This is a genomic window from Geotoga petraea (assembly GCF_900102615.1).
Taxonomy (GTDB): domain Bacteria; phylum Thermotogota; class Thermotogae; order Petrotogales; family Petrotogaceae; genus Geotoga; species Geotoga petraea.
Genome location: NZ_FMYV01000006.1, coordinates 1 through 26076, shown reverse-complemented (window position 1 = coordinate 26076; position 26076 = coordinate 1). Strand labels below are relative to the sequence as shown.

Genomic DNA, 26076 nt, shown 5'->3' with positions numbered 1-26076 from the left:
CTATTTTTTTATTCTGCGTTATATAAAAATGGTTTTTGTATATATCCTGTTTTATCTTTATATTTTATATGGTAAGAATCTCCCTTTACCCCAATTAATTGTACTTTTATCCCTCTTGAAATAACTCCCAACAGCTTACCCTTTTCATCTCTAATAGGCGCTTGATTTGATATCACAGTCAAAATAATATTTTCAAAGCTAATTTCAATATCTTTTTTAACTGAATTTCCTGCGTCATCTATAGCAACTATGGTAATAGAATTATCCTCAAGTTTTTCTATATCTATATTGTAATTAATATTCACAAAATTTTCATTAATGTTATAGATCTCATTATTTATCCTGACATTCATGATCTCCTTGTTGTCTGTAACGTTAATATTAATACCCTTGTTGTTCTTATCGTAAATAAATTTATTTACAGAATTTATTACAGGCGGATTGTTCTCTTGTAAAGTCAATCTATCCACTTTTTTATAGTTCAAAGTTTCAAATAAACTCAAGGGGGATTTTCTTATATAATATTTTTCAGTTTCATTATCTGGAATGTTCGTTATATAATCACCATTATCTTTAAAAGACAAATATCTTCCATCAGAAAAAATCATAAAAGAAGACAACACTTTTCCCTCTTGTAAATCCCAAATTCTAATAAAATTGGAATCATCTATCGAGGTAAAAAATCTACTATTATCATTCCAAGCTATATCTATTATCTCATTGTCGGATCTTTTTAAACTGCTATTAAGGCTTAAATCTTCAGATTCCCAAGAATATATGGTTCCATCATTTGTACCAGATAAAACAATCGAATCGTCAGGGCTCCACCTAACTACGTTAATGGGTGCAGTAGATATATTAGACCTAACCACTATTGAATTAAAGACAGAATCCCAAATCTCTAAAACACCTTCAAAACCACCTGTTACTATGTTATTAGACCTTTTTGACCAATCAATCGACCATATATTATAGTTAAAATTATTCAAAACATTCAATTGCTCTAAATTGTTGAGATTTGTGACAGAAACATTTTTGTCCAGCCCACTTACGGCTAACATTGTAGAAAATTCATTGAACTCTATTGATTTTATCCAATTTCTATGGGCGTCTGAAAAAGTTTTTAAAATATTCAAATTATCTTTTTGTAAAAGGTAAACGTTGTTATCCCAGCCCCCTACAGCTATATACTTTTCATTTTTTGATACGTCTATATTTGTTAGTGAAGATCCAGATATATTTTTTGATAAAACCAAATTATTGTTTTCAAGGTCAAAGACTTTCAACATGCCATTGCTATCTACGGTATATAAAATATTATCATAATCTAAATAAAAATCGTTGAATTTGTAGTTTATGTTGTAAATTTTTTCAATTCTACCTGTAGATGCATTTATAATTCCTATATTGGAAGAACTATCTGAATATATTATTTTATCTTCTCTCCAGAACACCTTCTTAGGTATGCTGCCTTTATTTTCGAATACTTTTCTGAAAATACCGTTAGTTATACTAATAGTATATATGTCTGTCCCATCGGTAACAAACATTTTTCCCCAATCATTAGTCCAAACTATATCAACAATTTTAAAACTCGTTTCTGTTAACTCTAACGACTTGAACATTGTTGAAACATTATACACTACTAAATCATTATTTGAAAAAAGAATTGCGAAATAGTCATTATCTGGAGATTTAATTACCTTGTTAATTGAATTACCAGTTAATATGGTATTTATAAGCCTTGTTCCATTAAATACTGAAATTTTCCCATCTAAAGTAAAAACAAATAATTCATTTTCGATCTTCAAGATATCTTTTACTGGTGTTGTACTTGGTGAATTTTTATAAACATCGTAATTTGTATGATTTATGGTTATTAAATTGCCTTTATTATCCCCCACATACAAATAATCATTTTCAAAATGTAAAGCTGTTGGTAGATTTTCTAATGAATATTTGAAATTCAATTTTCTCTTTGTAAGGTTATAGATATATACATCTCTGTTTAAAGAAACAAAAGCAACTAAATTCTCAAAAACATCTACGTCAACTATACTTTCATCAGCATAATTTACATCAAAACTAAAAATATCATTCTCCAAATTAAAAACTTCTATTTTACCTTCAGAATCTCCCGTTATAAAAAACTTTCTGTCGGGAGACCAAACTGATACAACGTTGTTATTTTCAGTTTTAAAATGTTTTTGCATTTCAAATGTTTTTGAATCAAAAATCCTAATATCATTTTTGTTATTCAAAATAGCAATAGAACTATCAGGACTAAATTCAAGTCCTGTTATATTTGAAGTAAAATAAGAAGATATAAAAATATCATTTGTAAAAAACAGTGAACTCAAAAGCAAAACAATAAGAATAAACAGAAACTTTTTCATATTTATAACTCCTTGCTTTTTCTATAATATTATACCATAGATAATACATAAGCATATAATCTTATTGTTTTTTATTACGTTTTAATGTAAAATATAAATATAAGTTAAAAAAAGAATTTGGGAGGGATAAGAATGGAATTCAAAATAGAAAAGAAAAAATTATTAACAAATGTAGAGTTAGCTTCAAATGCTGTAGCAAGAAAAACAACAAACCCAATACTGTCTGGAATTTTATTAGAGATTAAAGAAAATGAATTAAACATATACGCAACAGATTTACAAACTGGGTTTCACAAAAAAGAAGATATAGCATATACCGAAGAAGAATTTTCTTTTGTAGTTGATCAGAAAGTTTTTTCAGATATAGTAAGGACTTTACCAGACGGCCCGGTAAGAATAATATATGACGGGACTTTACAATTAGAATCTGGAAATTCCAGTTTCAAAATACCTACAATGGATGCCGGCGAATTTCCTAATGTAATACCAGCCGTTTCTGGAAACTCAATCAATTTAAATAGAGAAGAAACCTTGAAAATGATTGAAAAAGTTATTTTCTGTGCTCTTAAAGATAATGATCCACTTTCAAAAAACCTCAATGGTCTATACTGGGATTTCAGAGATGGTGGTTATTTAACTTTAATCGCATCAGATAGTTATAGATTGGCATTATCCGAAACAAAAATCGATGATGAAGACCTACCTTCGTCATTTCTTTTATCTTTAAAAAGTATGGAAGAACTTAAAATGGTTCTTGCAAGCTCAAAAGCAGAAACTTTTACGTTAAACTTCGATGGTTCAAGGTCATTGTTCACATTTGAAGAAGAAAATATACAGTTAATATTAAATGTTGTAGATGCAAAATATCCTAATTACACAGAAATAATCCCACAAGCTTTTAAAACAAAAATAGTTTCCAACTCTAAAGAATTCTTAGATTCTTTAAAAAGAGTTTCTATAGCAGCAGGAAAGAGTGAACAAGTGAAACTTGAAATCGAAGAAACAAACATAACATTAAAAGCGAACTCACCAGATGTTGGAGAAGCCAAAGAAATTATAGATATTGAAAAAGATGGAGAAGATATTGTTATAGCTTATTCACCTAAATTCTTGCGAGAAGCTATTGAAAAAGTTGAGACTACTGAATTTGAGTTTAACATATCTGGAGAAATAAATCCAACTGTTATAAAACCAATAGAAGACAATTCTTATATGTACATAGTAATGCCTACAAGGTGGGCCTGATGATAAGAATAGGATATGGTTATGATGTACATCCTTTTGAAAAAAATAAAAAATTAATAATTGGTGGAATACAAACAAAACATCCGAATGGCCTTGGGTTATCAGGGCATTCGGATGCTGACGTGTTAACTCACGCAATAATAGATGCTTTAATAGGTGCTTTTGGTTATGGATCAATTGGCGAGTTTTTCCCTGAAACAGACACATTTAAAGACTCTGATTCTATAGAACTATTAAAAAACATAATGAAAATCTTGAATGAAAGAGAAGAATTTAAAATAAACAATATTGACGCAACTGTTCTTTCAAGCTCTGTAAGGATATTTCCTTTGAAAGAACAGATTAAACAAAAATTATCAACAACGATGAATATGGATTCAAAATATATAAACATAAAAGGAAAAAGCGGCAATACTTTAGGTATCGCAGGAAAAGATAAGGGCATAGAAGCTCACTGTGTTCTTTTAGTCAAAGTAAAATAAGAGGTGAAAAATATGAAACAAAACCAAGTAAGAATATTTGTTTTCATGTCTATGGTTGTTTTCTCATTATCTGCTAATACAATAGCACCATTGATGACTTCCATACAAGAAGGATTTGGAATAAGTGTTGCAAAATCTTCAATTATTCCATTGATAAACACCATCGGAGTTATGACTGCCAACATAGTAGGTAGTTTTTTTATTGCCCAAATAGGAATTAAAAATTATTTATCTATATCATATTTAATGGCCTTAGTTGGTAGTACTGCATTTGTTTTTTCTGAGAATTTCATTATTTTGTTAATAAGTGTTTTTTTTATAGGAGCTTCAACTGGTGCTGCTTTTACAAGTCTTTCAACAACAATTTCTCATTTAGATAAAAAATATCAAAACTTTGGAATGTTGAACGCCTTTTTTGGAGTAGGAGGAATTATTGCTCCAATGATAACTACCTATTTTTTATCTCAAAATTTGAACTTTAGATCTATTTACTTGATATACTTATTTCTATTTATTTTATTATTAATTTACTTAAATACGTCAAAAATGATGACCAACATAAAATATGAAGCGATAAAATTTTTAGAAGCTCTAAATATAATAAAGAAAAGATTGATAATCTTTTCTTTATTGATTTTTTTATTTTACTCCGGTACAGAGATAAGTGTAATAACATGGGCGGGAAATTTATTTGTTGAAATGTTTGATTACACAAAAGAATTTTCATCTTTGATGATAAGTTATTTCTGGATAACTTTCACTGCTGGAAGATTCTTAACAGATTGGTTGAACAGAAAGTTCACAGAACTAAATACAATAATATTTTCATCAGTCCTATTCTTTATTTCTTTAGGACTAATTTTGATATTCAAACTCCCATACTTCTTTATAATAGTAGGACTGGCTTTTGGCCCAGTATTTCCATCTATACAAAAATATGCAAACCAAAAACTCCCTTCGAGAGAAGTTGGAATGTTCAACGGTTTATCCTTTGCATCCACTGGTTTAGGGGCTATGATCATTTCTACATCAATGGGAGTTATAGCAGATTTTAACATGATGCTATCATTTTCAATTCCTTATTTAACATTTTCATTCATAATAATACTCAGTTTATTGCTAAAGAAAAATTACACTAAATAAAAATTGGAAATTTTTGTTTTAAGAAAATTAGCGTATTGGTTTTTATTTCTACAAATCTACCAAACTGCTAAACAGCGAAAAAGCAGCTTTTTTCTAACAACAAACAAATATCAACAAACAACAGGAACAAAGTGGTTTCTAAAAAGCAACCAAAATGCGAAACATTTTATAAAAATTTGTCATTGACAAAGAAAAAAAGGGGAAATGAAGTAGGTGAAATATTCTAAGATCCAAACCGGATCTATTTCTGGTTATAACGTTAAAGAAGTAATAGTTGAAATGGACATAAATTCAAGATCATCTTATCAAACTTTTAAAATCGTTGGCCTTCCTACGACTTCTATCCTTGAAAGTGAAAAAAGAGTAATGAGTGCTTTAAGAAACACTGGATTCAGTTTACCTCACGGATCAATCGTAGCCAATTTATCCCCAAGTTCTTTGAAAAAAGAAGGAACGCATTTTGATCTACCTACAGCAGTCGCACTTTTAGAAGCTGCTTCACAGATAAAAAAACTCGATGAAAATTATTATTATTTTGGAGAATTAGGGCTGAATGGAGAAATACGACCGGTAAAAGGAATAACCCTTTTTCTAATGAGTATAAAAAAAATCAACCCTGAAGCTAAATTCATAATCCCCAGAGAAAATCAAGAAGAAACTCTTTTTATAAATAAATCAGATGTTCTGGTGATAGACAACATAAAAGACATCGTGAAAATATCAGAAGGAGAATTAGATAAATTTGTCCCCGTGAACAAAAAACAAATTGATAAAGAGTTCGAAATTGACTTTGCAGAAATAAAAGGCCAGTTAATGACAAAGAGAGCTGTTGAAATTGCAGCAAGTGGTTTTCACAATATAATAATGAATGGTTCTCCAGGTTCTGGAAAAACAATGATCGCAAGAAGAATACCAACAATCCTACCAGAAATGACAGAAGATGAGATAATAGAATCTACCAAATTGTATTCTGTTTCTGGTTATATAAATAAAATAGTAACTAAAAGGCCTTTTAGAGCTCCACACCATACAGCATCAAGTGTTTCTATAATCGGTGGTGGAAGTGATCCTAAACCAGGGGAAATTTCTTTATCCCATAACGGTGTTTTATTCATGGATGAGTTCCCTGAATACAAATCAGATGTAATAGAAGCATTAAGGCAGCCCATGGAAGATGGAGAAGTTACAATAACAAGGGCCAAAGCAGTTGCAAATTATCCAGCAAAGTTTATGTTAGTTGCTTCGAAAAATCCGTGCCCTTGTGGTTATTATGGAGATAAAGAAAAAGAATGTGTTTGTTCTATGAACCAAATAAACAACTACAATAAAAAAATATCCGGTCCTATACTGGACAGATTTGATATAAGAATAAATGTTCCAAGAGTAAAGATAGACGAACTAATGTCAAAAGATGATGGAGAAAGTTCTGAATCTATAAGAAATAGAGTTACTAAAGCGGCAAACATACAAATAAAAAGACAGGGTAAACTAAACGGAAAGTTAAACAACAGAGAGCTTAAAAACCACCTGAATTTAGAAGAATCTACAGAAGATTTCATAAAAAAAGCATCAAACAATTTAAAATTAACCGCAAGATCTGTAAACAGAGTTTTAAAAGTTTCCAGAACCATAGCAGATTTGGATAGTTCCGAAAAAGTGAAAATAAAACATATAACAGAAGCTTTAAATTATAGAGGATAAAAAATATATATGCGGGAGGTTTTAATATGAGAAATTTGGATGATTTAATCAAAAAGGCGAAAGATTATGAGATGAAAAGAGTTGTAGTGGTTGGAGCTGAAGATACTGAAGCTTTAAACGCAGTTTCGGCTGCTCATGATGAAGGCTTTGCTGATCCAGTATTGGTTGGAGACAAAGAAATAATCCAAGAAAATTTGAAAAAAATTGGGAAAACTTTTGATATCGTTCACGCTGAAAATTCACAAGATACTGCTGAAAAAGGTATAAGGCTTGTTAGTTCTGGTGCTGCAGACGTTGTTATGAAAGGAAATATTAAAACTTCTATATTATTAAAAGCTGCTTTGAACAAAGATTGGGGATTAAGAACTGGAAATGTGCTTTCCCATTGTGCGGTTTTAGATACTCCATATTTGGATAAATTGATATTTGTAACCGATGGTGGAATGATAATTAGACCAGATTTAAATCAAAAAGTGTCTATCATAAACAACGCAGTTAAACTGGCAAAATCACTTGGTATAGAAACCCCAAAAGTAGGGGTTATAGCAGCTGTTGAAGTTGTTAATCCAGATATGCCAGAAACTAAAGATGCGGCTATTTTAACTCAAATGAACAGAAGAGGGCAAATAAAAGACTGTATTGTAGACGGGCCTCTTGGTATAGATAACGCTCTTGATATGACCGCTGCAAAAATCAAAAAAGTTACTGGAGAAGTAGCTGGACAGGCAGATATTCTTTTAGTACCTGACATTCATTCTGGTAATTTCCTTGGAAAATCAGCTGTTTATTTGGCTGGAGGAAAAATCGCAGGTCTTATTTTAGGCTGTTCTGCTCCAATAGTAGTAGTTTCCAGGGCAAATGATGCACAATCAAAAATGGCTTCTTTAGCTCTTGGAGTGCTTAATGCATAAAAAAGAACCACTTTTTTTATACATCTTTTTGACAAGTATATTATTGATAACAATATCCAAAATAAATCTGACCGCAGGAATTCTCACTGCGGTCATTATTTTTACTATTTTTATGTTTTTTTTCAAAAAGAAAACTGTTTATCTTTTATTGGCAATAATACCTTTAATAACGATGAATTATACTGTTTTTCAGGGCGATGTTGCCATTTTAGGAAAAATAATAGATAAAAAATACAGTAATTACAAGGTATTATCAGAAAAGATTTATATTAACGATAGATGGGAGAGTCATAGGGAAATATACAGTTTTAACTACAATAAATTCAGTGTTGAAACAATAAAAAATGGGAATAATGTATATATAAATGGTTACTTAAACAACAACTATTTGAAAGCTGAATATGTAGCCATGTCAGATAATAACTCTTTTTTGCAAATAAAAGATAAAGCGATAATTAGATATCAAAACATAGAAGATTATACGGTTAGAGATATAATGATGAGTTCAATCATGGGAGGACTGACCAACAAAGAAACATTTAAAAAAACGGGAACGTTACACCTGTTTGCTGTTTCTGGATTTCATGTTTTTATAATATTTGGGATTTTAAAATACTTGTTATTCCCATTCAATTACAAAATAAAAAATATCCTAATATCTTTAATAATGGTTTCTTATCTTGCATTAACTGGATTTAGCCCAAGTTCTGTTAGAGCAGTGAGTTTAATTGTTGGGATAATATTATTCAAAAGTCTTGGAATAAATGTTTATTCTATCAACATTCTTGGCTTGATTGGATTTGTAAATCTAATAATACTCCCTTCTTCAATATATAACGTAGGTTTTCAAATGAGCTATTCAGCAGCTTTCATGATATTAATAACCAACGAAACGATAAAAAGTGAAAAATTAAAAGTTGTATTGATCCCTTTAGCTTCATTCATCGGTATAATGCCCTTTTCAATAATATATTTTGAACAATTAGCTCCTATAGGAATGTTAATAACGCCATTTTTGTCTATAATTATGGGATGCATAATATTTCTAAGTTTATTATATTTATTACTTCAAAATAGAACTATTGAGGTGATCTCTACAGCACTAATAACAGGAACAATAGCAGTGACTGAAGTTTTTACAAAACTTCCAATGTTAGAAAATCTAACTTTTTTCAGTTTAATCATCTGGAGTGTCATCTTTTCAGTTTATCTTCTATTTCTAAACAAAATAGAAGAATAGATCTTCTTTTCTTTTTTGTTAATTTTAGAAATTATTTTATTTTTATGATATTATATATATGTAATTAAACCGACAAATAAAATCATAATTGGGAGGGATAAAAATGAAAAAAACTTTAATAGCAATAATTTTGGTTTTGGTAATCATGAGTTCTTTTGCTTTTTCTAAAAGCGTAGTTGTAGGCTCAAAAATGTTCACAGAAGGCTATATAGTCTCTAATATGATCGTTGACCTTTTAGAAGATAACGGTTTTGATGTTCAAAAAAGATTCGGACTATCTTCTTTGCCTATTAGAAAAGGTATGGAAACTGGTCAAATAGATATTTATCCAGAATACACAGGAACAGCCTGGGCAGCTTATTTTAAAAAAGATACACAAATATATGACCCAGTTGAATTATTCAACAAGGTAAAAAAAATTGACCAAGAAGAATACGGCATAGTTTGGCTAGATATGATCCATTTTAACAACACTTATGGTTTAGCAGTTAGAAACGAATTCGCACAAGAAAACAATATTAATTCTTTATCAGATTTATCAGATTACATAAACAATGGAAACAAAGTTATTTTTGGCGTAAATCCTGAATACTACAAAAGAAGTGATGGAATATTTGCAGTAATAGATACATATGATATGAATGTAGATAAAAATAATGTAAAAACTATGGAAGCTGGATTAACCTATACAGCATTGGAAAATGGAAATATAGATGTTGCCATGGTTTATTCAACAGATGCCTTAATTCTAAAGCATGATTTAAAAGTCTTAGAAGACGACAAAAATTTCTTCCCATTATATTACCCAGCTGCTTTGGTAAGAGAAGAAACATTAGAAGAATATCCTGAAATAAAGGAAATTTTGAATCCTTTGACTCTATATTTGAACGAAAATATAATTATTCGTTTGAATTATCTTGTAGATGTAGAAGGACTTGAACCGGAAATAGTCTCAGAAAGATTTTTAGAAGCGCTTGGTTTAATAAATAATAACTAAAAAATATATTTTAAACGACCTCTCGATATTATTCGAGAGGTTTTTTCATGATATAATTTAAATAACCAATCCTATTAAAAGAAGGTAAAATCATGATAGATATAGTTGCTGTTTCTGATGATGAAAAAGCTATAAAAAATAAAGACAAGAAAACTTATGATTTACTAATAGGTTGTGGTGATCTTTCACCTGGTTATATGGATTATATGGCTAATGAGTTTAAGGCCAGATTCAACATCATAATCCATGGTAATCACGATGAAAAATATTTTAAAAACCCCTATATAGATGAAAACGAAAAATTTTCCAAAATATACAAAGGTTTTTTTGTATTAAATCATGGAATTATTAATGTAAAAAAATATATAAAAAAAGATGTATGTATAGCTGGTTTTTCTGGAGCTTTATCATATGGGAAGCCGCCATTCCACTTTTCAGAAAAAGATGTAACTAAACTGAAAAGAGATTTGAGCATAAAAATGCTGCTAAAACGGCAAAATAGCTTAGACATCATGGTATCTCACACTCCACCCCTGATTAAAAATACTCTCGAAAAATATGACAGATACCATCAACCTTCGGAAAAATTAACTGAAATTTTCAATAAATATTCACCAAAATTGTGGTTATACGGCCATTTACATAGAAACTACGCTTTTCAACAATTCGATTTTTTATTAAAAAAAGAAGGAAAAGAAACTTATTTGATCAATTCTGAACCTGTTAAATTCATAAAATATGATGAAATCAATAAAAAAGTGGTTTCGATAAAGAACATAAAAGAGATAAAAACAACTACTGTAATTTTTAAGTGAGGGGATAAAAATGTACAAAGGGAACAATTTCACCAAATTATCTGAAGAATACGCAAAAGCAAGAAGAGCTGGTCGAAGAGAGTTTATGTTAAATGCATCAACCGGGAAAGAAAGCTATCTGCCTGCTTTAGAAGATATAATAGAAAATGTGGAAATAGTTAAAGAAGAAGAAATTGGCTTAATTCAACTACCTTTGGAAAAAATCCAGGGAACTTATTATCATTCCAGAGCTTTATCTTTTTCGAGGACTTTCAAACCATTATTTGATGAAAATACTGAATTTTCTCAAAAATGGATAAACTTATTAAAAATCCAGTACGATGAGGGAATAAGAGAACCAATAGAAGTATATGAATATTTAAATTGGTACTATGTTGTTGAAGGAAATAAACGTGTTTCCGTATTAAAATATTTAGGAGCCTACTCTATAAGTGCCAAAGTAACCAGACTTATTCCTAAATGGGATGAAAACAACAAAGAAATAAGACTTTATTATGAATTTTTGGATTTCAATAAAAAGACTGGTTTAGTTGAGATATGGTTTACAGAAGAGGGTAGGTTCAAAGAATTCTACGATATAATAAAAAATCATAAAGTACACGATGAATTAATAGATAACAAGTACAAAGATTTCATAAACGAGTATTTTCTCCCTTTTAAAAAACACTTTGACAACCTTAACGGTGAAAAACTCGATATAACTCCAGCTGATGCCTTCTTAAGATATTTGAAAAAGTTTGGCAAAACATTACCTCCATCAGACAAAGAGCTGAAAAACAAGGTCAAAGTAATACTAAAAGAAATAGAAGACGAAAGATCTCCTGAAAGTGGATCTATTTGGGATATTTCAAAAATATTTGTTCCATCTGGGAAAAAATTGAAAGTTGCTTTTATATATAACACTAAAATAAAAGACTCTGCATGGACTTACTCACATGAGTTGGGAAGAAGATATGTTCAAGAAGAATTTCATAATGATATCGAGACAAAGTACTTTCAAGATGTAAACTCAAAAGAAGAATACGACAAAATAATGCAACAATTGGGTAAAGAAGACTATAAGATAGTATTTACAACGAGTTTCGATTTTTTAGGAGAGAATAAAAAGAATAAATTCCAAAATGTTAAATTTGTACACTTTTCTGGATACAACACAAAAGAAAACATTAATTCTTATTTTGGTAGACTATATGAACCAAGATACTTAGCAGGTATTTTAGCAGGAATTAAAACAAAAACAAACGTCATTGGTTATGTAGCTCCTTTTGGGATTCCAGAAGTTGTAATGGGTATAGACGCTTTTGCACTTGGCGCGAAATCGGTAAATACAGATGCTCACGTGGAAATATCGTGGACAAATACCTGGAACAACAGAGAATACGAAAGAAAATCTGCCGAATACTTGATAAATCAAAAAAATGCTGATGTATTAACTCATCATCAGGATTCATGTGAAGTCATAAAAGTAGCTGCTGAAAACAATTTATATTCTATAGGATATCACTACGATATGAGCGGCACTTATGACAAAGTTTTGACATCTGTAGTATGGAATTGGGGCAAATATTACTCAAGAATAATAGATGACGTATTACAAGGTTCCAACTTCTCTTTCTTTGATCTATTCGGTGGATCAAACGAAATAGAAAAATTCTGGGGAGGCATGAAATCAGGGATCGTGGATATTGCAGAAATGGGAAAAGACGTAAACCCACAAACAAAAACAATGATAGAATCAATTAAAAAATCGATCGTTGAAGAACTCTATCATCCTTTCACAGGGCCTATAAAAGATAACAAGGGTATGTTGAGGATAGAAAGAAACACTCAAATCAGTGATGAAAACCTTTATAATATAGATTGGTACGTAGATAATGTTGATTTTGAATAGTAAAAAACGGGCTTAGGCCCGTTTTTTATTTTTTATTAAATGGCTTAAAAACCTTATTTTCTCTCAGGTATGCCAAAGAAATTTCTCTAAAAGTTGGGTATCTTCCAACCTCTTCTTGTGTTTTGATCAACACTTCATCATCTATATTGGCAATTACTTCACCTTCTGGAATGGTTTCTCCTTGATTTATAATTCTATGTTTATCTTTAGCATCATCTATAGTATCTGTATATAGCAACTTTCCTTCTTTAATAATTCCAAAAGATGTTGAAATTTCTTCGAGCTCGTATATCTCGTGAGAAGAAATTATAACAGTTTTTTTCTCTTGATTAGCGAAGTCTTTCAGCATTTCCAAAACCTCATGCCTTATAACTGGATCAAGATTTTGTGTTGGTTCGTCTAAAATCAACAAATCAGCTCCAGAAGATACTGTCAAAGCAATGTGAAACAAAGTTTTCATACCCATTGAGTAAGTATCTATTTTCTGCTTCAAATCAAATTTGTAATGAATGGCAAAATCTGAAAAAGTTTCTCTACTAAAATTCGGATAGATCATAGCCCACATCTTCATATAATCTTCTCCGTTAAACCTTCCAAAAGTCAACCTATCTTCAGACATTACAGCGATCTTTGTTTTTTGTTTTTGTGTAAATTTTTCCCCAAAAACATCTATTTCTCCTTCATCTGGCCTTAGATCACCATAAATACACCTCATTGTTGTAGTTTTTCCCGCACCGTTAGGACCTATAAGAGAGAAAATTTCACCTTCTTTTACACTTATAGATATGTTATTTAAAACAGATTTGGATCCAAAACTCTTACTCATATTTCTTATATCTACAATCATTTTTGAACCCCCTTCTTGTCAAAAACATAAAGCCCTGTTAGAAATATTAAAACGGCGATTATAGCAGCAAGCCATGTAATACCCTGTGTTGTAGGACTAAAAGCATAAAATGGATTTATATTACTTATTCCAATATTGGAAACTATGGAATCAACAATCAAAACTAAAAAAGGTACACCAAAGTTATCCATACCAAAAGAAACACTCAAAATACTAACGCCGTAATAGGCAGTAACAAATATCAAAGAACTGATAAGATTAGCTATTCCATTCTCTATACTTCCTGAAAATATGGCTGAACCTGCTAAGGAGGTCAAAGCAACCACAGTCACTATAAATGTATACGACATCAAATAAACATCTTTATATGAAAATGGTAATGAAATTAATGTTGAAAATCTTTTATTGTTTATATCTGAGGCCAATCCAAACACCACAAATAAGAACAAGAAAAATATTTTAACTTCAAATTCCGGAATCATAAATAATAAAGAAAAAATTGCTATTCTACCAGCTTTTTCTGTGAACTCTTTCATAAAAAAAGCTTCAAGTTTCTTAATCGTTTGACTCATCTTTCCAAACCTCCTCAAAGAGTAATAATGACATTTTCAGATCAAGATCACTTTCTTTTAATTTTTTTATACAATTCTTTAAATTAGAAAAAACCTCATCTCCAATATTTTCTTCTGAAGTGATAAAATATCCCACCCCATGTTGAGCTTCCAACTTGCCTTCATAAGAAAGCTTTTCCAAAGCCCTTGTAACTGTATTTATATTAACTCCAAATATTTTCTGCATTTTTCTTACGGGGGGTAATTGATCCCCATTCTTCAAATTCCCAAGGATAATCTCTTTTTTTACCTGATTCATAATCTGTAAATACGCTGGAATTCCAGAGTGTTTATCTACTTTATTTAACATAAAACCACTTCCCTAAATAATATAATCATCAGTATCCTAAAAATGTATATTTTTCAACGTTATATCTTCCTTCGGTATTGACGATCAACTCTCCATAATTCTCTGTGGAATCACCAGAAGCTGTAAACATCTTTTCTTTTACTCCAACTTTAGCCTTCCCAATTTTAGAGTTTATATTAAGAGTTCTGCTCCCTTCCCACAAATCTAAATATTTAATATCTAAGTTACTCATATTGGAAGAGATACTAATAAATTCTGTTTTTTCTACACTTACATATGCTGAAATATCCACTCCTACTATACTTATAGCTCTTGACCTAAAAATACCATTTAGTTCCGCATTAGTTGAATTCATATCAAAATTATTTCCCTCATAATTAATTTTATAATTTGAAGTTGTATTACTACTGATAAAATTATCTACGATAAATTCTCCTTCTAATTTTGCTGTTGTAGAAGCTATATCAAAATTATCAGCTATGAGATCTAAATACATCTTTGTATTATTTGAGTTTATTTTCAGTTTTTTCGTTTTCAAATCTCCTCTAACATCTAAAACAACGCTTTGAATATCTATACTCTCATATTCCGTATTTTCAGTTCCAATAGAAATATCAGCCCTTCTATTGTACCAATCTCCGTCATAAAAAATTTTCAAAATTCCATTCTCAATTTCATAACTTAATTCTTCAGGAATTTCAATAACATCTGATTCATTATCGAAATTTATGTTTATATTATCTCCTTTTATATCTAAAACTTTGTTAGCAGGGATTTCTTTTTCTGCTCTCATGATTTTCAAATTATCTTCATAAGAATAATCATATCCTCTTTCACTTGAGTTATAACTAAACTGAACTGTACCACTAAAAAGATTGTTTAAAAATTCTGCTGGTTGCTGAAAATTGGTTAAAAACATAGCTATCAATGATGGTATCAAGAAAAACAAAATGGTAAAAGTTATAAAAAACGCAGTAAATTTTCTTAAGTTAAAAGAAAGAATTATGACGGCTATAAGACCTAAAACAAGTCTTACACTTGCAATTGGTATTAAAAATGCAAAAATAGCAAAAACCATTGCTAAAAGTGCTTTAAAGATATATGGATACTTCTGTTTCATGCCCACACCCCCATCTGTTTTATTTTATAGTGTTCTAATAAATTATAACACAACTGTCAACCAAAAATTTATTTTGTTGATATTTAACATTTTATTCCCGAATAATTTAGTCGGTTTTAATTAATATATTTCAAAAATATGTTATAATTACATAGTAATAGTATTTTTAAAATAATAGACAAAATTTAACAATACTCTAATTTGGGAGGGATATACATGAACTCAATCTTCAAAGATGAAGTCTCCATAGTTCTTTCCGGAGAAGCCGGGCAGGGAATACAAACTATTGAAAAGTTACTTACAAGAATTTTAAAAAGCGAGGGATACAATGTATTTGCCACAAAAGAGTACATGTCAAGAGTCAGAGGCGGAAGTAACTCTACTGAAATAAGAGTTGGAACAAAACCATTAAGAAGTCACAAACACAAAATAGATATTTTACTACCTTTAACCAAAAAATCCGTAGAACACCTAAATGATAGAGTGACGGATGAAACGATTGTTGTATGTCAACAATCATCCTTAAATGTAGAAAATGGAAAAGTTGTTGACGTACCTATATTCGATATTGCAAAAGATATTGGTGGGAAGATTTATTCAAACATAGTTGCTCTGGGGTTTGTTTTAGGGCTATTCGGAATAAAAGAAGACAATATACCAAAACATATGAAAAAATTCTTCGGTAAAAAGTCCGAAGATATAATAAATAACAACATAAAAGCTACAAAAGAAGGATTTGCAAAAGCCAAAAAATATTATGATAACAAAGAAATAAAAATTGAAATTAAAAGTAATGAAAAAGTAGAAAATAATTTGTTATTCAACGGAAGCGAAGCAATCGCTCTTGGTTCTTTAGCTGGGGGATGTGATTCGATATTCTCATATCCAATGACACCTGGCTCGGGAGTTTTACTTGCCATGGCTGGATTTTCTGAAACTTTTGACGATCTACTTGTAGAACAAGCAGAAGATGAAATTGCAGCTATAAACCAGGCTATTGGTGGTTGGTATGCTGGAGCAAGATCAATGGTAACAACTTCTGGCGGTGGGTTTGCTTTAATGGGCGAAGGCATTTCGCTCTCAGCAATGCTTGAAACTCCTGTAGTAGTTCACGTTGCTCAAAGACCAGGGCCAGCAACAGGACTACCTACAAGAACTGCTCAAGAAGATCTTAATTTAATTATGAATGCTGGACACGGTGAATTCCCAAGAGCTATTTTTGCTCCGGGAAAACTCGAAGATGGTTTCTCAGTAGCTCAAAATGCATTTAATTTAGCAGATAAATATCAAATTCCTGTATTTTTATTGACTGATCAATTCTTTGTTGATTCTTACTACAATGTAGAAGAATTTGATTTATCTGATGTAAAAATAGAAAAACAATTTATAAAAACAGATAAAGATTACAAAAGATATTCTTTAACAGAAGATGGTATTTCCCCAAGAGGAATTCCAGGATATGGAGAAGGAATTGTTGGTGTTGATTCGGATGAACACGACGAAGCTGGACATATCACTGAAGATTTAGACATCAGAAATAAAATGAACGAAAAAAGGTTAAAAAAGCTTCACGCTCTGAAAAAAGAAGCTTTAGAACCTGAATTATACGGAAACGAAAACTACAAAAAACTATTGGTTTCTTGGGGTTCAAATTACTATGTTGCAAAAGAAGCTTTAGATAATTTAAAAGATGATTCAATAGCTTTACTTCACTTTACGCAAGTTTACCCAATAAGTGAAAAAGCAAATGAATACTTTGATAAAGCCGATGAATTAATATTCATGGAAAACAACGCAACCGGACAGTTCGAAAAAATCGTTCAACTTGAAACCGGATTTAAAGCTGATCACAAACTATTAAAATACAATGGAATGCCTTTTGCTGTAGATGAACTTACAGACGAATTGAAAAAATTATCATAAAAGGGGGAAATGACATGAGCGAAAATATGTTTTCACTTGAATATGAAGATTCTTTAGATATAGCTTGGTGCCCAGGTTGTGGGAATTTTGGGATATTGAATCTATTGAAAAAAACTTTAGAAGAAGTTGATGAGTTAACTCCTGAAAATTTTGTACTCGTATCTGGAATAGGCCAAGCAGCAAAAATACCGCATTATTTTAAAACAAATTACTTCAATGGGCTTCACGGAAGAGCTCTTCCAGCAGCAACAGCTATAAAAGCAACAAGACCTGATTTAACAGTTGTTGCAGAAAGTGGCGATGGAGATATGTATGGTGAAGGTGGAAACCACTTCTTACATACTATCAGAAGAAATGTGAATATAACTAACATAGTTCACGACAATATGATTTATGGGTTGACAAAAGGGCAGGCATCACCTACCACAAGACAAGGTCAAAAAACTCCCGTTCAAGTAAATGGAGTAATTCTAAAACCATTCAACCCAATAGCTGTAGCGATGGCAGCCGGGGCTACATTTGTTGCGAGGGCTTCAATTACAGATATAAAAACAACTACTGAAGTAATCAAAAAAGCTATTGCACACGATGGTTACGCTTTAATAGACGTTTTCCAACCATGTGTTACTTTCAACAAAGTAAACACATTTAAATGGTTCAGAGACAACACATATCAATTACCAGAAGATTATGACCCTTCAAACAAAGAAGAAGCACTTAAATTAGCCTTTAAAGAAGATAAATTTCCACTTGGTGTAATTTATCAATCAAACGAAAGAAAAACTTTTGAGAGCCAATTAAACATATACAAAAACAGTAAAGAACCTTTGTTCAAAAGAAAAAGAGACATGAAAAAATTAGAAGAGTTTATAAATTCAAAAAAATAAGGAGTGATATTTAATGGCATTAAAAGTTGGAGACAAAATACCGGATTTTGAATTAAAAGATCACAAAGACAAACTACACAAGATTTCTGACTACAGAGGTAAAAAAGTACTGTTATCATTACATCCATTTGCATATACTCCAGTTTGTAAAAACCAAATGCAAGAATTAGACCAAAAATATGATACATTCAAAGATTTAGGAGTAGTTTCTTTTGGACTAAGTATAGACCATCAACCAGTAAAAGCTGCTTGGGCAAAAGATATAGGAATTAAAAAATTACCTCTTTTATCTGATTTCTGGCCACACGGAAAAGTATCCCAAGATATGGGCCTATTCTTAGATGACATGGGAACAAGTGCAAGAGCAAACGTTTTAATAGACGAAGAAGGGAAAGTTGAATGGATAAAAACTTATGATTTGGGAGAACAACCAGATTTTGATGAAATTATTGATTACTTGAAATAAAGAATTACCCCCGCCCAGCGTTTAGCTGGGCTTTTTTATACGCTAACAAATATTTTCAGAAAATTCACTGTGTTTTTATGTATATTTGTTATAAATAGATTAGCATCAAAAAAAGGAGTCTTAAAATTGAATTTAGAAAAGATAAGTGGAAATACTCATTATATAAAAGCCCCAACAAACATAGGTGTTTATATTTTCGAAAATAAAAATGCCCTATTAATTGATTCAACAATGAACAAATACGAATCACAAAAAATTGAAAGAGTACTAATTGATAACCATTTAAAACCAAAACACATAATAAACACCCATGCCCACATAGATCATTCTGGAGGAAACAACTATTTCAAAGAAAAATATCCTGGATTAGAAACATATATATCTAAAAAAGAAAAAGTTTTTATGGAAAATCCAGAAATTCATTATCTAATAACTTCTTCTGCTTATCCCAACAAAAAACTAAAAATAAGAAAAAAATCAAAAATAGATCATACCATAGAAACTGGAATATACAAAATAAACGACGAAAAATTTGAAATAATAGACCTCTCCGGGCACGCAATGGGCGATATAGGAATAATAACCCCCGACAGAGTCGCTTTTCTTGGAGATGCAATTTTTTCTCAATACACATTGGAGAACCACACATTAACCTACAACTTACATTTAGAAAAACGAATAGAAAGTCTAAACAAAATCAAAGAAATGGATGCAGACTATTTTGTAATAAGCCACGGAACGAAAATATTGAACAAAGAAGAAATACGTGAATTGGTTGAAGAAAACATGAAAAATACAAACAAAATAATATCAGAAATAGTTCAAATTTGTAGGCAACCATCTTCAAGAGAAGAAATACTACAAAAATTTTATATAACCCACGATATAAAAACAAAATACAATGGATATTTGGTAAACCTTAGTTCGTTGACCTCTTTTTTAAACTATATGTTAGATAACGAAAAGATAGATGCTTCCGTAAAAGACGGAAAATTAGTTTATTTCACAATATAGCAAAAAAATAACATAGTTTAAACTATAATAGTCTAAACTATGTTATTTTTTATAATATTTTATTATCAAATAAAAATATATTATTTTCTTTTTCCGATAGATCCAATAAATCCTTTCTAAAACCTGATTTTGAAAAGATAACATAAACTTTTTCTTTAGAAGAAATTTTCTCTGCTTTAAACTTCAATTTATTCAAAACTTCTTTTCCAACTTTATTCTTTTGATATTTACACTCTCCAAAAAGAACTGGATTCTGCTTGATATCAACTCCCAAAATATCTAATTCAAAGTTATTGTTCCAAAAACGCCCAACCTTTATAATATTTTTATTAAAAAAATTGTTCGCCGATAAATCCAAAACTTTTTTTCTACAAATATCTTCATAAACAAAACTTACGTGATTATCTATTAAATTATTTTCTATTTTTTCTAAAACAAAGGTTTTGTTGTTCATTTCTATAAAATTTCTGTATGGATATACAAAATTAAACCAAAAATTTATAAATTTATCTTTTATAAAATATAGCCCTCTTTTACTTTTTTGAGGATTTTTTTCGGTTATTGGTACCTGCCTTTCAATAATGTCTAAATCTTGTAAAACATTAATATAATATATTAGTGAAGATTGTTTAATCCCAATATCAGCTGATATTTTAGATAATTTATGATTCCCAAAAGAAATGCTTTTAATAATAGAAAAAAAGCTACCTATTTCTTTTACTTCTTTACTCAATAAAAATATGGGTTCTTCATATAAATAACTATTAACGTTAATGATATTATCCTTTATATTTTGAAGTAAGGATTTTCTCAAATCAAAAGATTCAACATACTTTGGCACCCCTCCAGTTACCGAATAAAAATCTATTATTTCCGATATTTTTTTATTATCAAAAAATTGCTTATAATCATCAAAAGATAGTTCTTGTAACTTAATTTGTCCCGTTCTTCTCCCGTATAATGGGCTCGAAGAATCCAAAGTTTCTGAATACATCATATTTGTAAGCGACCCACTGAGAACAAGCATCACATTTTTATTCTTCAAAAATTCATCCCAAATTTTTTGAATTTTAGATGTAAAAGATTTATCCGTCATAGTTAAATATTGGTATTCATCTATAACTAAAATCCATTTTTCACCATTAACAAAGTTAAACAAATTTTCCCAATTTATTTCATTATTCTCTGAATAAAAGTTATTTTTAGTAATCTGAAAAATAGTATTTTGAAGATTCTTCCTGTTCTCATTAATCGATTCTTCGGTAGCAAGAAAGTAAATAGCTTTTTTATTTTTTATAAATTCTTTAATAAGGGTAGTTTTACCAATTCTTCTTCTTCCATAAATAATAACCATAGAACTATCTCTATTATACTGTTCTTCTAAAAAACTCAATTCACTCTCTCTTCCAACAAATTTCATAAATTCACCTCCTTATAAAAATTATAACATAGTTTGAACTATAATAGTTCAAACTATGTTATTTTTTATATTTCGGAATTGTTTTAAAATTAAGTGCCTAAACTCCTCCCCTGTTTCACAGGGACTCCTCTGATACATTCAGAGGAGACTTAAATTTTATTTGAAAAAATCAAAATATTTCAACACTCCGTTTAATCCCTGTCTTGTATCTTCTTCAAAACTCTTTTTCCAGCTATCATCACCTGGATAAAATAGTCCTCTAAACATTTGATCTACTTTTTCTTTAGTCTTTGAATTAGCCGAACCATAATGCCATTCTTGGTTTTCAACCACAAGAGATTTTATGGTTTTTATAGAGCCTATGAGCCCTTCACCATAAGTCCCATATTCAAAACATGTGGAATAAAAATAATTTTTCCCCTTATATTTTTTATAAATATAATCGATCATATCTCCTTTTATTTCATAAAAAGAACTTTTATCTGTTTTCACTACCGGCGAATAGCCAAAATCCTTTTCCCAAGCACTACTTTCTTTATTTGAAAAAGCTGAATTAACAATACTCATCTTATTTTTTGGCCCCGCTCCAGTGTGAATATCAAGGTGTAAAATGAATTCGTAATTGTTATATATATCGTCATATATTTCTTTCATATACTTTGTCGATTTTTCGTCTTTTTGTCCGCCATAATAAACACTCTTGTCTTCAACAAACTGACCCTTTGCCAAAGCTTCTGTAATCCCTTTATTCCCAAGTTTTGTCATGTAAGGAACCAGTTCCAAAAAACTTTTTATTAAATTCAAATCCGATTTTCTAGCCGGTCTTCTTTTTGTAAAATACTTTTTCATCTCCAAAAAAGAGCTGTTCTCAAGGTCATTTCTTTCCAATATAAAATTTCTATTTAAATCAACGTTATTTTCATTAACCCTTCTTTTGTGTTTCATTCCCCATGGATTTATAGCATGTACAAGGTTTACAGAAATACCATTATATTTCAAAATAGGTAAATACTCTTTTATAAACATCTGTAAAAAGACATTGCCTGCGTATCCTTCTATACCGTGTTCTCCTGTAGTAATCATAACAATCTTATTATTACCTTCGTTTTCACAAAGGAAACTGTCAATAAAGCAATTATCTTTAACAGTGAAACATCTCTTTTCTACAGATGAGTAGTATTCTTTCAAATCATCTTCAAAGTCTAAAAAAATATCCCTACATTTATCATAATCAAAACAATAATTATACATATAAATCACTCCAAAATTATATTGGTCCATAACCTATTTTTACAGCAATAAACAAATAAATCAAAGATACTAAAAAAATCACTGCTTGTATCTTCCATACAAATTTAAACCATTTTACAAAACTCACTCCCGCTATTCCCAAAGATATTAGCAATACAGCGTTTGTAGGATATAAAAGGTTACTAAAACCATCTCCAAAAACAAAAGCTTGTACAGCAGTTTGCCTTGTTATCCCAACAAGATCAGCAAGAGGAACAATAATTGGCATTGTTAAAAAGGCCTTTGCCGATGCAGACCCTATGAACAAATTCATTACGAAAAACAGTAAATAAATTAAAAATACTGCAACTACGGGGCCAGATGTTGAAATAACTTCTGCAGCATTAAATAAAATAGTATCCAAAATCTTACCATTCATAATAATATGTTTCACAGACATTGCAAGAAGTATTAGTAAAACACCTGGTAAAACATCTTTCATCCCAAGCACAAAATCTTTCAGAACTTTCAATATATTTTTTTCTATTATAAGCCCTGACAAAATTCCAGCTATCAAAAACAAAATTCCAGATACAGGAAGCATGAGTCCACTCATAAAGCCTGTAAACCCAGAAATCAATATCAAAACAAAAAGTATAATTATTATTGATGCCAATACTTTAGATGCTTTTGAAACGTTTTTATCAAAGTGGGAAGTTTCCATTTCTTGTACGACAGCTTCACTGTGGTTTTTCCTCACATGTAAAATCATAAACCCAAGCAACAAAGCATATGTTGTGGCAAAAATAATTAGTCTAAACCCAATCCCAGAAAAAACAGGAACATCTGCTATTTTCTGAGCAACACCAAGACTAAAAGGGTTAGCAACAGCAGCAGAAAAACCAAATCCAGCTGCAAGAAGACTCATTCCAAGCCCTGTTAATTTGTCCCAACCTAAAGAAGCAGAGAACATGATCATAATGGGAATTAACGGAACTATTTCTTCAAAAATGCCCATCAAAGCCCCAAAAAGCATAAAGACTAAGATAACCAAAGACATCAAAACATATTTTTGTTTTTTATACCGAATAACTATATTATTGATTATATATTCTATAACATGGTTCTTATTCAAAACATAAATAGCACCAGAAACCACCAAGATAAAAACAATGATTGTTATAATAAGAGCAGAATCAGAGCTCCACAAAACTTCTATTGGCGCTGTAAACCATCTCCATACTGGGTAATCTGGCTTATCTATCTCAGAATATGAGTTCTCTATTATAACGTCTCTTCCGTTTACAATCTCTCTCTGATATTCACCAGAAGGTAGAGTTTTTGTCAAAACACCAGAAATAATCATAATCGAAAAAATAATAAGCACAGAAATTAAAAAAGTCTTTTTCCCTATTTCAACTGAATTTTTCATATATATCCCCCCATATTTGATCTATATTCAATTATACATTAAAAAAAGAAGAGATAAATAATTATCTCTTCTTGAAAAAATACTCAGTATGTTTGTATTTATTTTATCAGTTAGACTAATTAAAAATTTATATATTTATAATTCTATCCAACAGGTTGGATCTTTTTTGAAAATACTTTTTTTTAGTGAATAGCTTACAGCTGGACAGCCTTTACAAAACAAATAATATTTACAAATTTGACATTCATTTTCTTCTGTATTGAGAAATTGATCTTTTTTAATTTTTATAGAATAAAAATCATCTTTAATTATATTTCCAAATACAATAGGAACTTTTTTACAAGGTAGAATATTACCATTTATATCTATAACAAAAAAATCTCTCCACATACTACAACTATCAATAAAATTAGTACGATTATATTTTTTATATATGTAATTAATTCTTTCTATAAAATTTTCACTAATTATATTTTTCTCAAAAAGTATAGGAATTATCAAATGTTCTCTTAATAATATTTCAATTTTATTTTGATCATTTAATAATTCAAAAATTTCTGTAATAAAGTTTTTATATAAATTTGGTTTTATATTTTCAATAAAGTGTTTTTCATTATTTTTATTAGGGATAAATCTACAGAAGTTATATTTTATATTTCTAAAATTTTCTATAGTAGAAATCTCATATAGCATTTTTTTTATGTGTTTTATATTATAAGAACTAACAACTGATTTTATAGTTACTTCTATGTCATTTTCTATCAAATCTTTAATAGCATTTAACGTCTTAATGTAATTACCTGAGCTTCTGATATTATCATTTATTTGCTCTGGACCATCTAAACTCATTTGATAAGATAGAATCCCTTCATTTTTTAATCTTTTGATATTTTTTAGGCTAAGTTTATGATGATTACCACTAACTTTGAAAAAAAAGTTGTATTTGTTTATTTTTTTTACTATTTCCCAAAAAATAGGATTTAATAGTGGATCTCCACCTATAAGAATAATAATAACTTTTTTCTTTATTAAGATTGATAAATCATATATTTTATTTAACACTAAATCAACATGCTCGTTAGGGAAATCTTTTATTTTTTCTTTATCTAAGTAACAATGTTTACATTTCTCTTCACATCTATTAGTAATGTGCCATTGTATTATTAAATAATTGTCATCATTTATTCTATCAATAAATTGATTATATAATTTTTCTTCATAATTAGTCATTCAATAACGTCCTCCCCTTTCTTCATAACCGTCATACGATTTTCTGCATCAAAAAAATCTTTCAATATCGTTTTGTTTTTTAATGCTTCTTCTTTTTCTCCATCTAACACCACTTTCCCATTTTCTATTCCTATTATCCTTTTCGCCATGTTTAATATACTGAATCTATGCGATATTATTATTACTGTTTTATCTTTTGTATATTTTTTTATGTTTTTTATCACTTCTTCTTCTCTTATTTTATCCACTCCTTCAAGTGGTTCGTCCAATATCACTACTTCTGGATCTGATATCATCATTCTTGCAAGAGCTACTCTTACCCTTTGACCTCCAGATAAGTTTTTCCCGTTTTGTCCTACTGTTTTCTCATTTATAAATTTTTCTACTCCTGTTATATGAAGTATATTGTTCAATTTTTCTTCTGATATTTCTCTTCCCATCGTTATGTTTTCTTTTATACTCCTATTGAATATATGACTATTTTGACTTAATACACCTATCTTTTCATATATATTTTTTATTTCATTTGTTGGCTTATCATTTATTAACGTTTCTCCTTTTTCAGGCGTTTCATTTCCTGTTATTAGTTTTATAAATGTGGTTTTGCCTTCTCCACTTTTTCCTATTATTGCTACTTTTTCTCCTTTTTTTATTGTTATATTTACTTTGTTGAATATTTCTTTTTCTCCATATGAAAAATCTAAATCTTTTATTTTTATTTCTTTTATCTCTCCTATATCATATCTCTTCTCTACTTTTTCTTCT

23 protein-coding genes are annotated in these 26076 nt (G+C 29.8%); 13 read left to right on the top strand and 10 right to left on the bottom strand.

What is annotated here, in order from left to right; translation table 11 throughout:
- Positions 1-8: 8 nt before the first annotated feature.
- Positions 9-2396 carry a WD40 repeat domain-containing protein gene (locus tag BLS00_RS07655; RefSeq protein ID WP_091404458.1) on the bottom strand — a complete coding sequence of 796 codons (2388 nt, stop codon included), beginning with the start codon at positions 2394-2396 and terminating at the stop codon, positions 9-11.
- Positions 2397-2528: 132 nt separating this feature from the next.
- Here BLS00_RS07655 and dnaN point away from each other — a divergent pair, with 132 nt between their 5' ends.
- From dnaN to BLS00_RS07610, 9 genes are all read left to right on the top strand, one after another.
- On the top strand, positions 2529-3641 hold the full coding sequence (gene dnaN, locus BLS00_RS07650) for a DNA polymerase III subunit beta (RefSeq protein WP_091404456.1): 1113 nt from the start codon (positions 2529-2531) through the stop codon (positions 3639-3641).
- On the top strand, positions 3641-4123 hold the full coding sequence (ispF, locus tag BLS00_RS07645; protein WP_091404453.1) for a 2-C-methyl-D-erythritol 2,4-cyclodiphosphate synthase: 483 nt from the start codon (positions 3641-3643) through the stop codon (positions 4121-4123). Before dnaN ends, ispF begins: the two co-directional genes overlap by 1 nt.
- A 12-nt stretch (positions 4124-4135) precedes the next feature.
- Positions 4136-5266 (top strand): MFS transporter, encoded by a 1131-nt coding sequence (locus BLS00_RS07640; protein ID WP_091404450.1) that lies wholly within the window; start codon positions 4136-4138, stop codon positions 5264-5266.
- Between the two features lie 213 nt (positions 5267-5479).
- Positions 5480-6967 carry a YifB family Mg chelatase-like AAA ATPase gene (locus BLS00_RS07635; RefSeq protein ID WP_091404448.1) on the top strand — a complete coding sequence of 496 codons (1488 nt, stop codon included), beginning with the start codon at positions 5480-5482 and terminating at the stop codon, positions 6965-6967.
- A gap of 26 nt (positions 6968-6993) precedes the next feature.
- Entirely contained in the window at positions 6994-7878 is an 885-nt protein-coding gene (locus tag BLS00_RS07630; protein WP_091404446.1) for a bifunctional enoyl-CoA hydratase/phosphate acetyltransferase, read from the top strand.
- Positions 7871-9118, top strand: coding sequence for a ComEC/Rec2 family competence protein (locus tag BLS00_RS07625; protein ID WP_091404443.1), 1248 nt, complete (start codon positions 7871-7873; stop codon positions 9116-9118). The genes BLS00_RS07630 and BLS00_RS07625 overlap by 8 nt, the downstream gene beginning before the upstream one ends.
- Positions 9119-9221: 103 nt before the next feature.
- Positions 9222-10115, top strand: coding sequence for an ABC transporter substrate-binding protein (locus tag BLS00_RS07620; protein ID WP_091404440.1), 894 nt, complete (start codon positions 9222-9224; stop codon positions 10113-10115).
- 92 nt (positions 10116-10207) lie between these two features.
- Entirely contained in the window at positions 10208-10930 is a 723-nt protein-coding gene (locus BLS00_RS07615; RefSeq protein ID WP_091404437.1) for a metallophosphoesterase family protein, read from the top strand.
- A 10-nt stretch (positions 10931-10940) separates the two neighbouring features.
- On the top strand, positions 10941-12821 hold the full coding sequence (locus BLS00_RS07610) for a BMP family ABC transporter substrate-binding protein (RefSeq protein ID WP_091404433.1): 1881 nt from the start codon (positions 10941-10943) through the stop codon (positions 12819-12821).
- 25 nt (positions 12822-12846) lie between these two features.
- Here BLS00_RS07610 and BLS00_RS07605 read toward each other — a convergent pair whose 3' ends face one another.
- From BLS00_RS07605 to BLS00_RS07590, 4 genes are read right to left on the bottom strand one after another with little or no spacing between them, the layout of a single operon-like run.
- Positions 12847-13668, bottom strand: coding sequence for an ABC transporter ATP-binding protein (locus tag BLS00_RS07605; RefSeq protein ID WP_091404430.1), 822 nt, complete (start codon positions 13666-13668; stop codon positions 12847-12849).
- A complete protein-coding gene (locus BLS00_RS07600; protein ID WP_091404427.1) occupies positions 13665-14240 on the bottom strand; it encodes a hypothetical protein in 576 nt (191 codons plus the stop codon). The genes BLS00_RS07605 and BLS00_RS07600 overlap by 4 nt, the downstream gene beginning before the upstream one ends.
- A complete protein-coding gene (locus BLS00_RS07595) occupies positions 14224-14589 on the bottom strand; it encodes a GntR family transcriptional regulator (protein ID WP_091404424.1) in 366 nt (121 codons plus the stop codon). The genes BLS00_RS07600 and BLS00_RS07595 overlap by 17 nt, the downstream gene beginning before the upstream one ends.
- A gap of 28 nt (positions 14590-14617) precedes the next feature.
- The gene (locus tag BLS00_RS07590; RefSeq protein WP_091404422.1) at positions 14618-15709 is read right to left on the bottom strand and encodes a hypothetical protein; all 1092 of its coding nucleotides are present in this window, start codon (positions 15707-15709) and stop codon (positions 14618-14620) included.
- 216 nt (positions 15710-15925) lie between these two features.
- Here BLS00_RS07590 and BLS00_RS07585 point away from each other — a divergent pair, with 216 nt between their 5' ends.
- The 4 genes from BLS00_RS07585 (at position 15926) to BLS00_RS07570 (ending at position 19999) form a co-directional block, all read left to right on the top strand.
- The gene (locus BLS00_RS07585; RefSeq protein ID WP_091404419.1) at positions 15926-17632 is read left to right on the top strand and encodes a 2-oxoacid:acceptor oxidoreductase subunit alpha; all 1707 of its coding nucleotides are present in this window, start codon (positions 15926-15928) and stop codon (positions 17630-17632) included.
- 14 nt (positions 17633-17646) lie between these two features.
- Positions 17647-18519, top strand: coding sequence for a thiamine pyrophosphate-dependent enzyme (locus BLS00_RS07580; RefSeq protein WP_091404417.1), 873 nt, complete (start codon positions 17647-17649; stop codon positions 18517-18519).
- A 13-nt stretch (positions 18520-18532) separates the two neighbouring features.
- On the top strand, positions 18533-18985 hold the full coding sequence (locus BLS00_RS07575) for a redoxin domain-containing protein (RefSeq protein WP_091404415.1): 453 nt from the start codon (positions 18533-18535) through the stop codon (positions 18983-18985).
- 126 nt (positions 18986-19111) lie between these two features.
- Positions 19112-19999: an MBL fold metallo-hydrolase gene (locus BLS00_RS07570; RefSeq protein ID WP_091404412.1), complete on the top strand. Its 888-nt coding sequence runs from the start codon at positions 19112-19114 to the stop codon at positions 19997-19999.
- A 49-nt stretch (positions 20000-20048) separates the two neighbouring features.
- On the opposite strand, the gene BLS00_RS07565 is transcribed toward BLS00_RS07570, so the two are convergent.
- The 5 genes from BLS00_RS07565 to BLS00_RS07545 all read right to left on the bottom strand — a co-directional run.
- Positions 20049-21419: an ATP-binding protein gene (locus BLS00_RS07565; RefSeq protein WP_091404411.1), complete on the bottom strand. Its 1371-nt coding sequence runs from the start codon at positions 21417-21419 to the stop codon at positions 20049-20051.
- A gap of 156 nt (positions 21420-21575) precedes the next feature.
- Positions 21576-22670, bottom strand: coding sequence for a M14 family metallopeptidase (locus tag BLS00_RS07560; protein WP_176759867.1), 1095 nt, complete (start codon positions 22668-22670; stop codon positions 21576-21578).
- A 16-nt stretch (positions 22671-22686) separates the two neighbouring features.
- Positions 22687-24081 (bottom strand): YfcC family protein, encoded by a 1395-nt coding sequence (locus tag BLS00_RS07555; protein WP_091404406.1) that lies wholly within the window; start codon positions 24079-24081, stop codon positions 22687-22689.
- A gap of 135 nt (positions 24082-24216) precedes the next feature.
- Complete coding sequence (locus BLS00_RS07550) at positions 24217-25311, bottom strand: radical SAM/SPASM domain-containing protein (RefSeq protein ID WP_091404404.1); 1095 nt, start codon at positions 25309-25311, stop codon at positions 24217-24219.
- A partial coding sequence (locus tag BLS00_RS07545) for an ATP-binding cassette domain-containing protein (RefSeq protein ID WP_091404400.1) occupies positions 25308-26076 on the bottom strand: 769 nt, incomplete at its 5' end. The genes BLS00_RS07545 and BLS00_RS07550, both read right to left, overlap by 4 nt.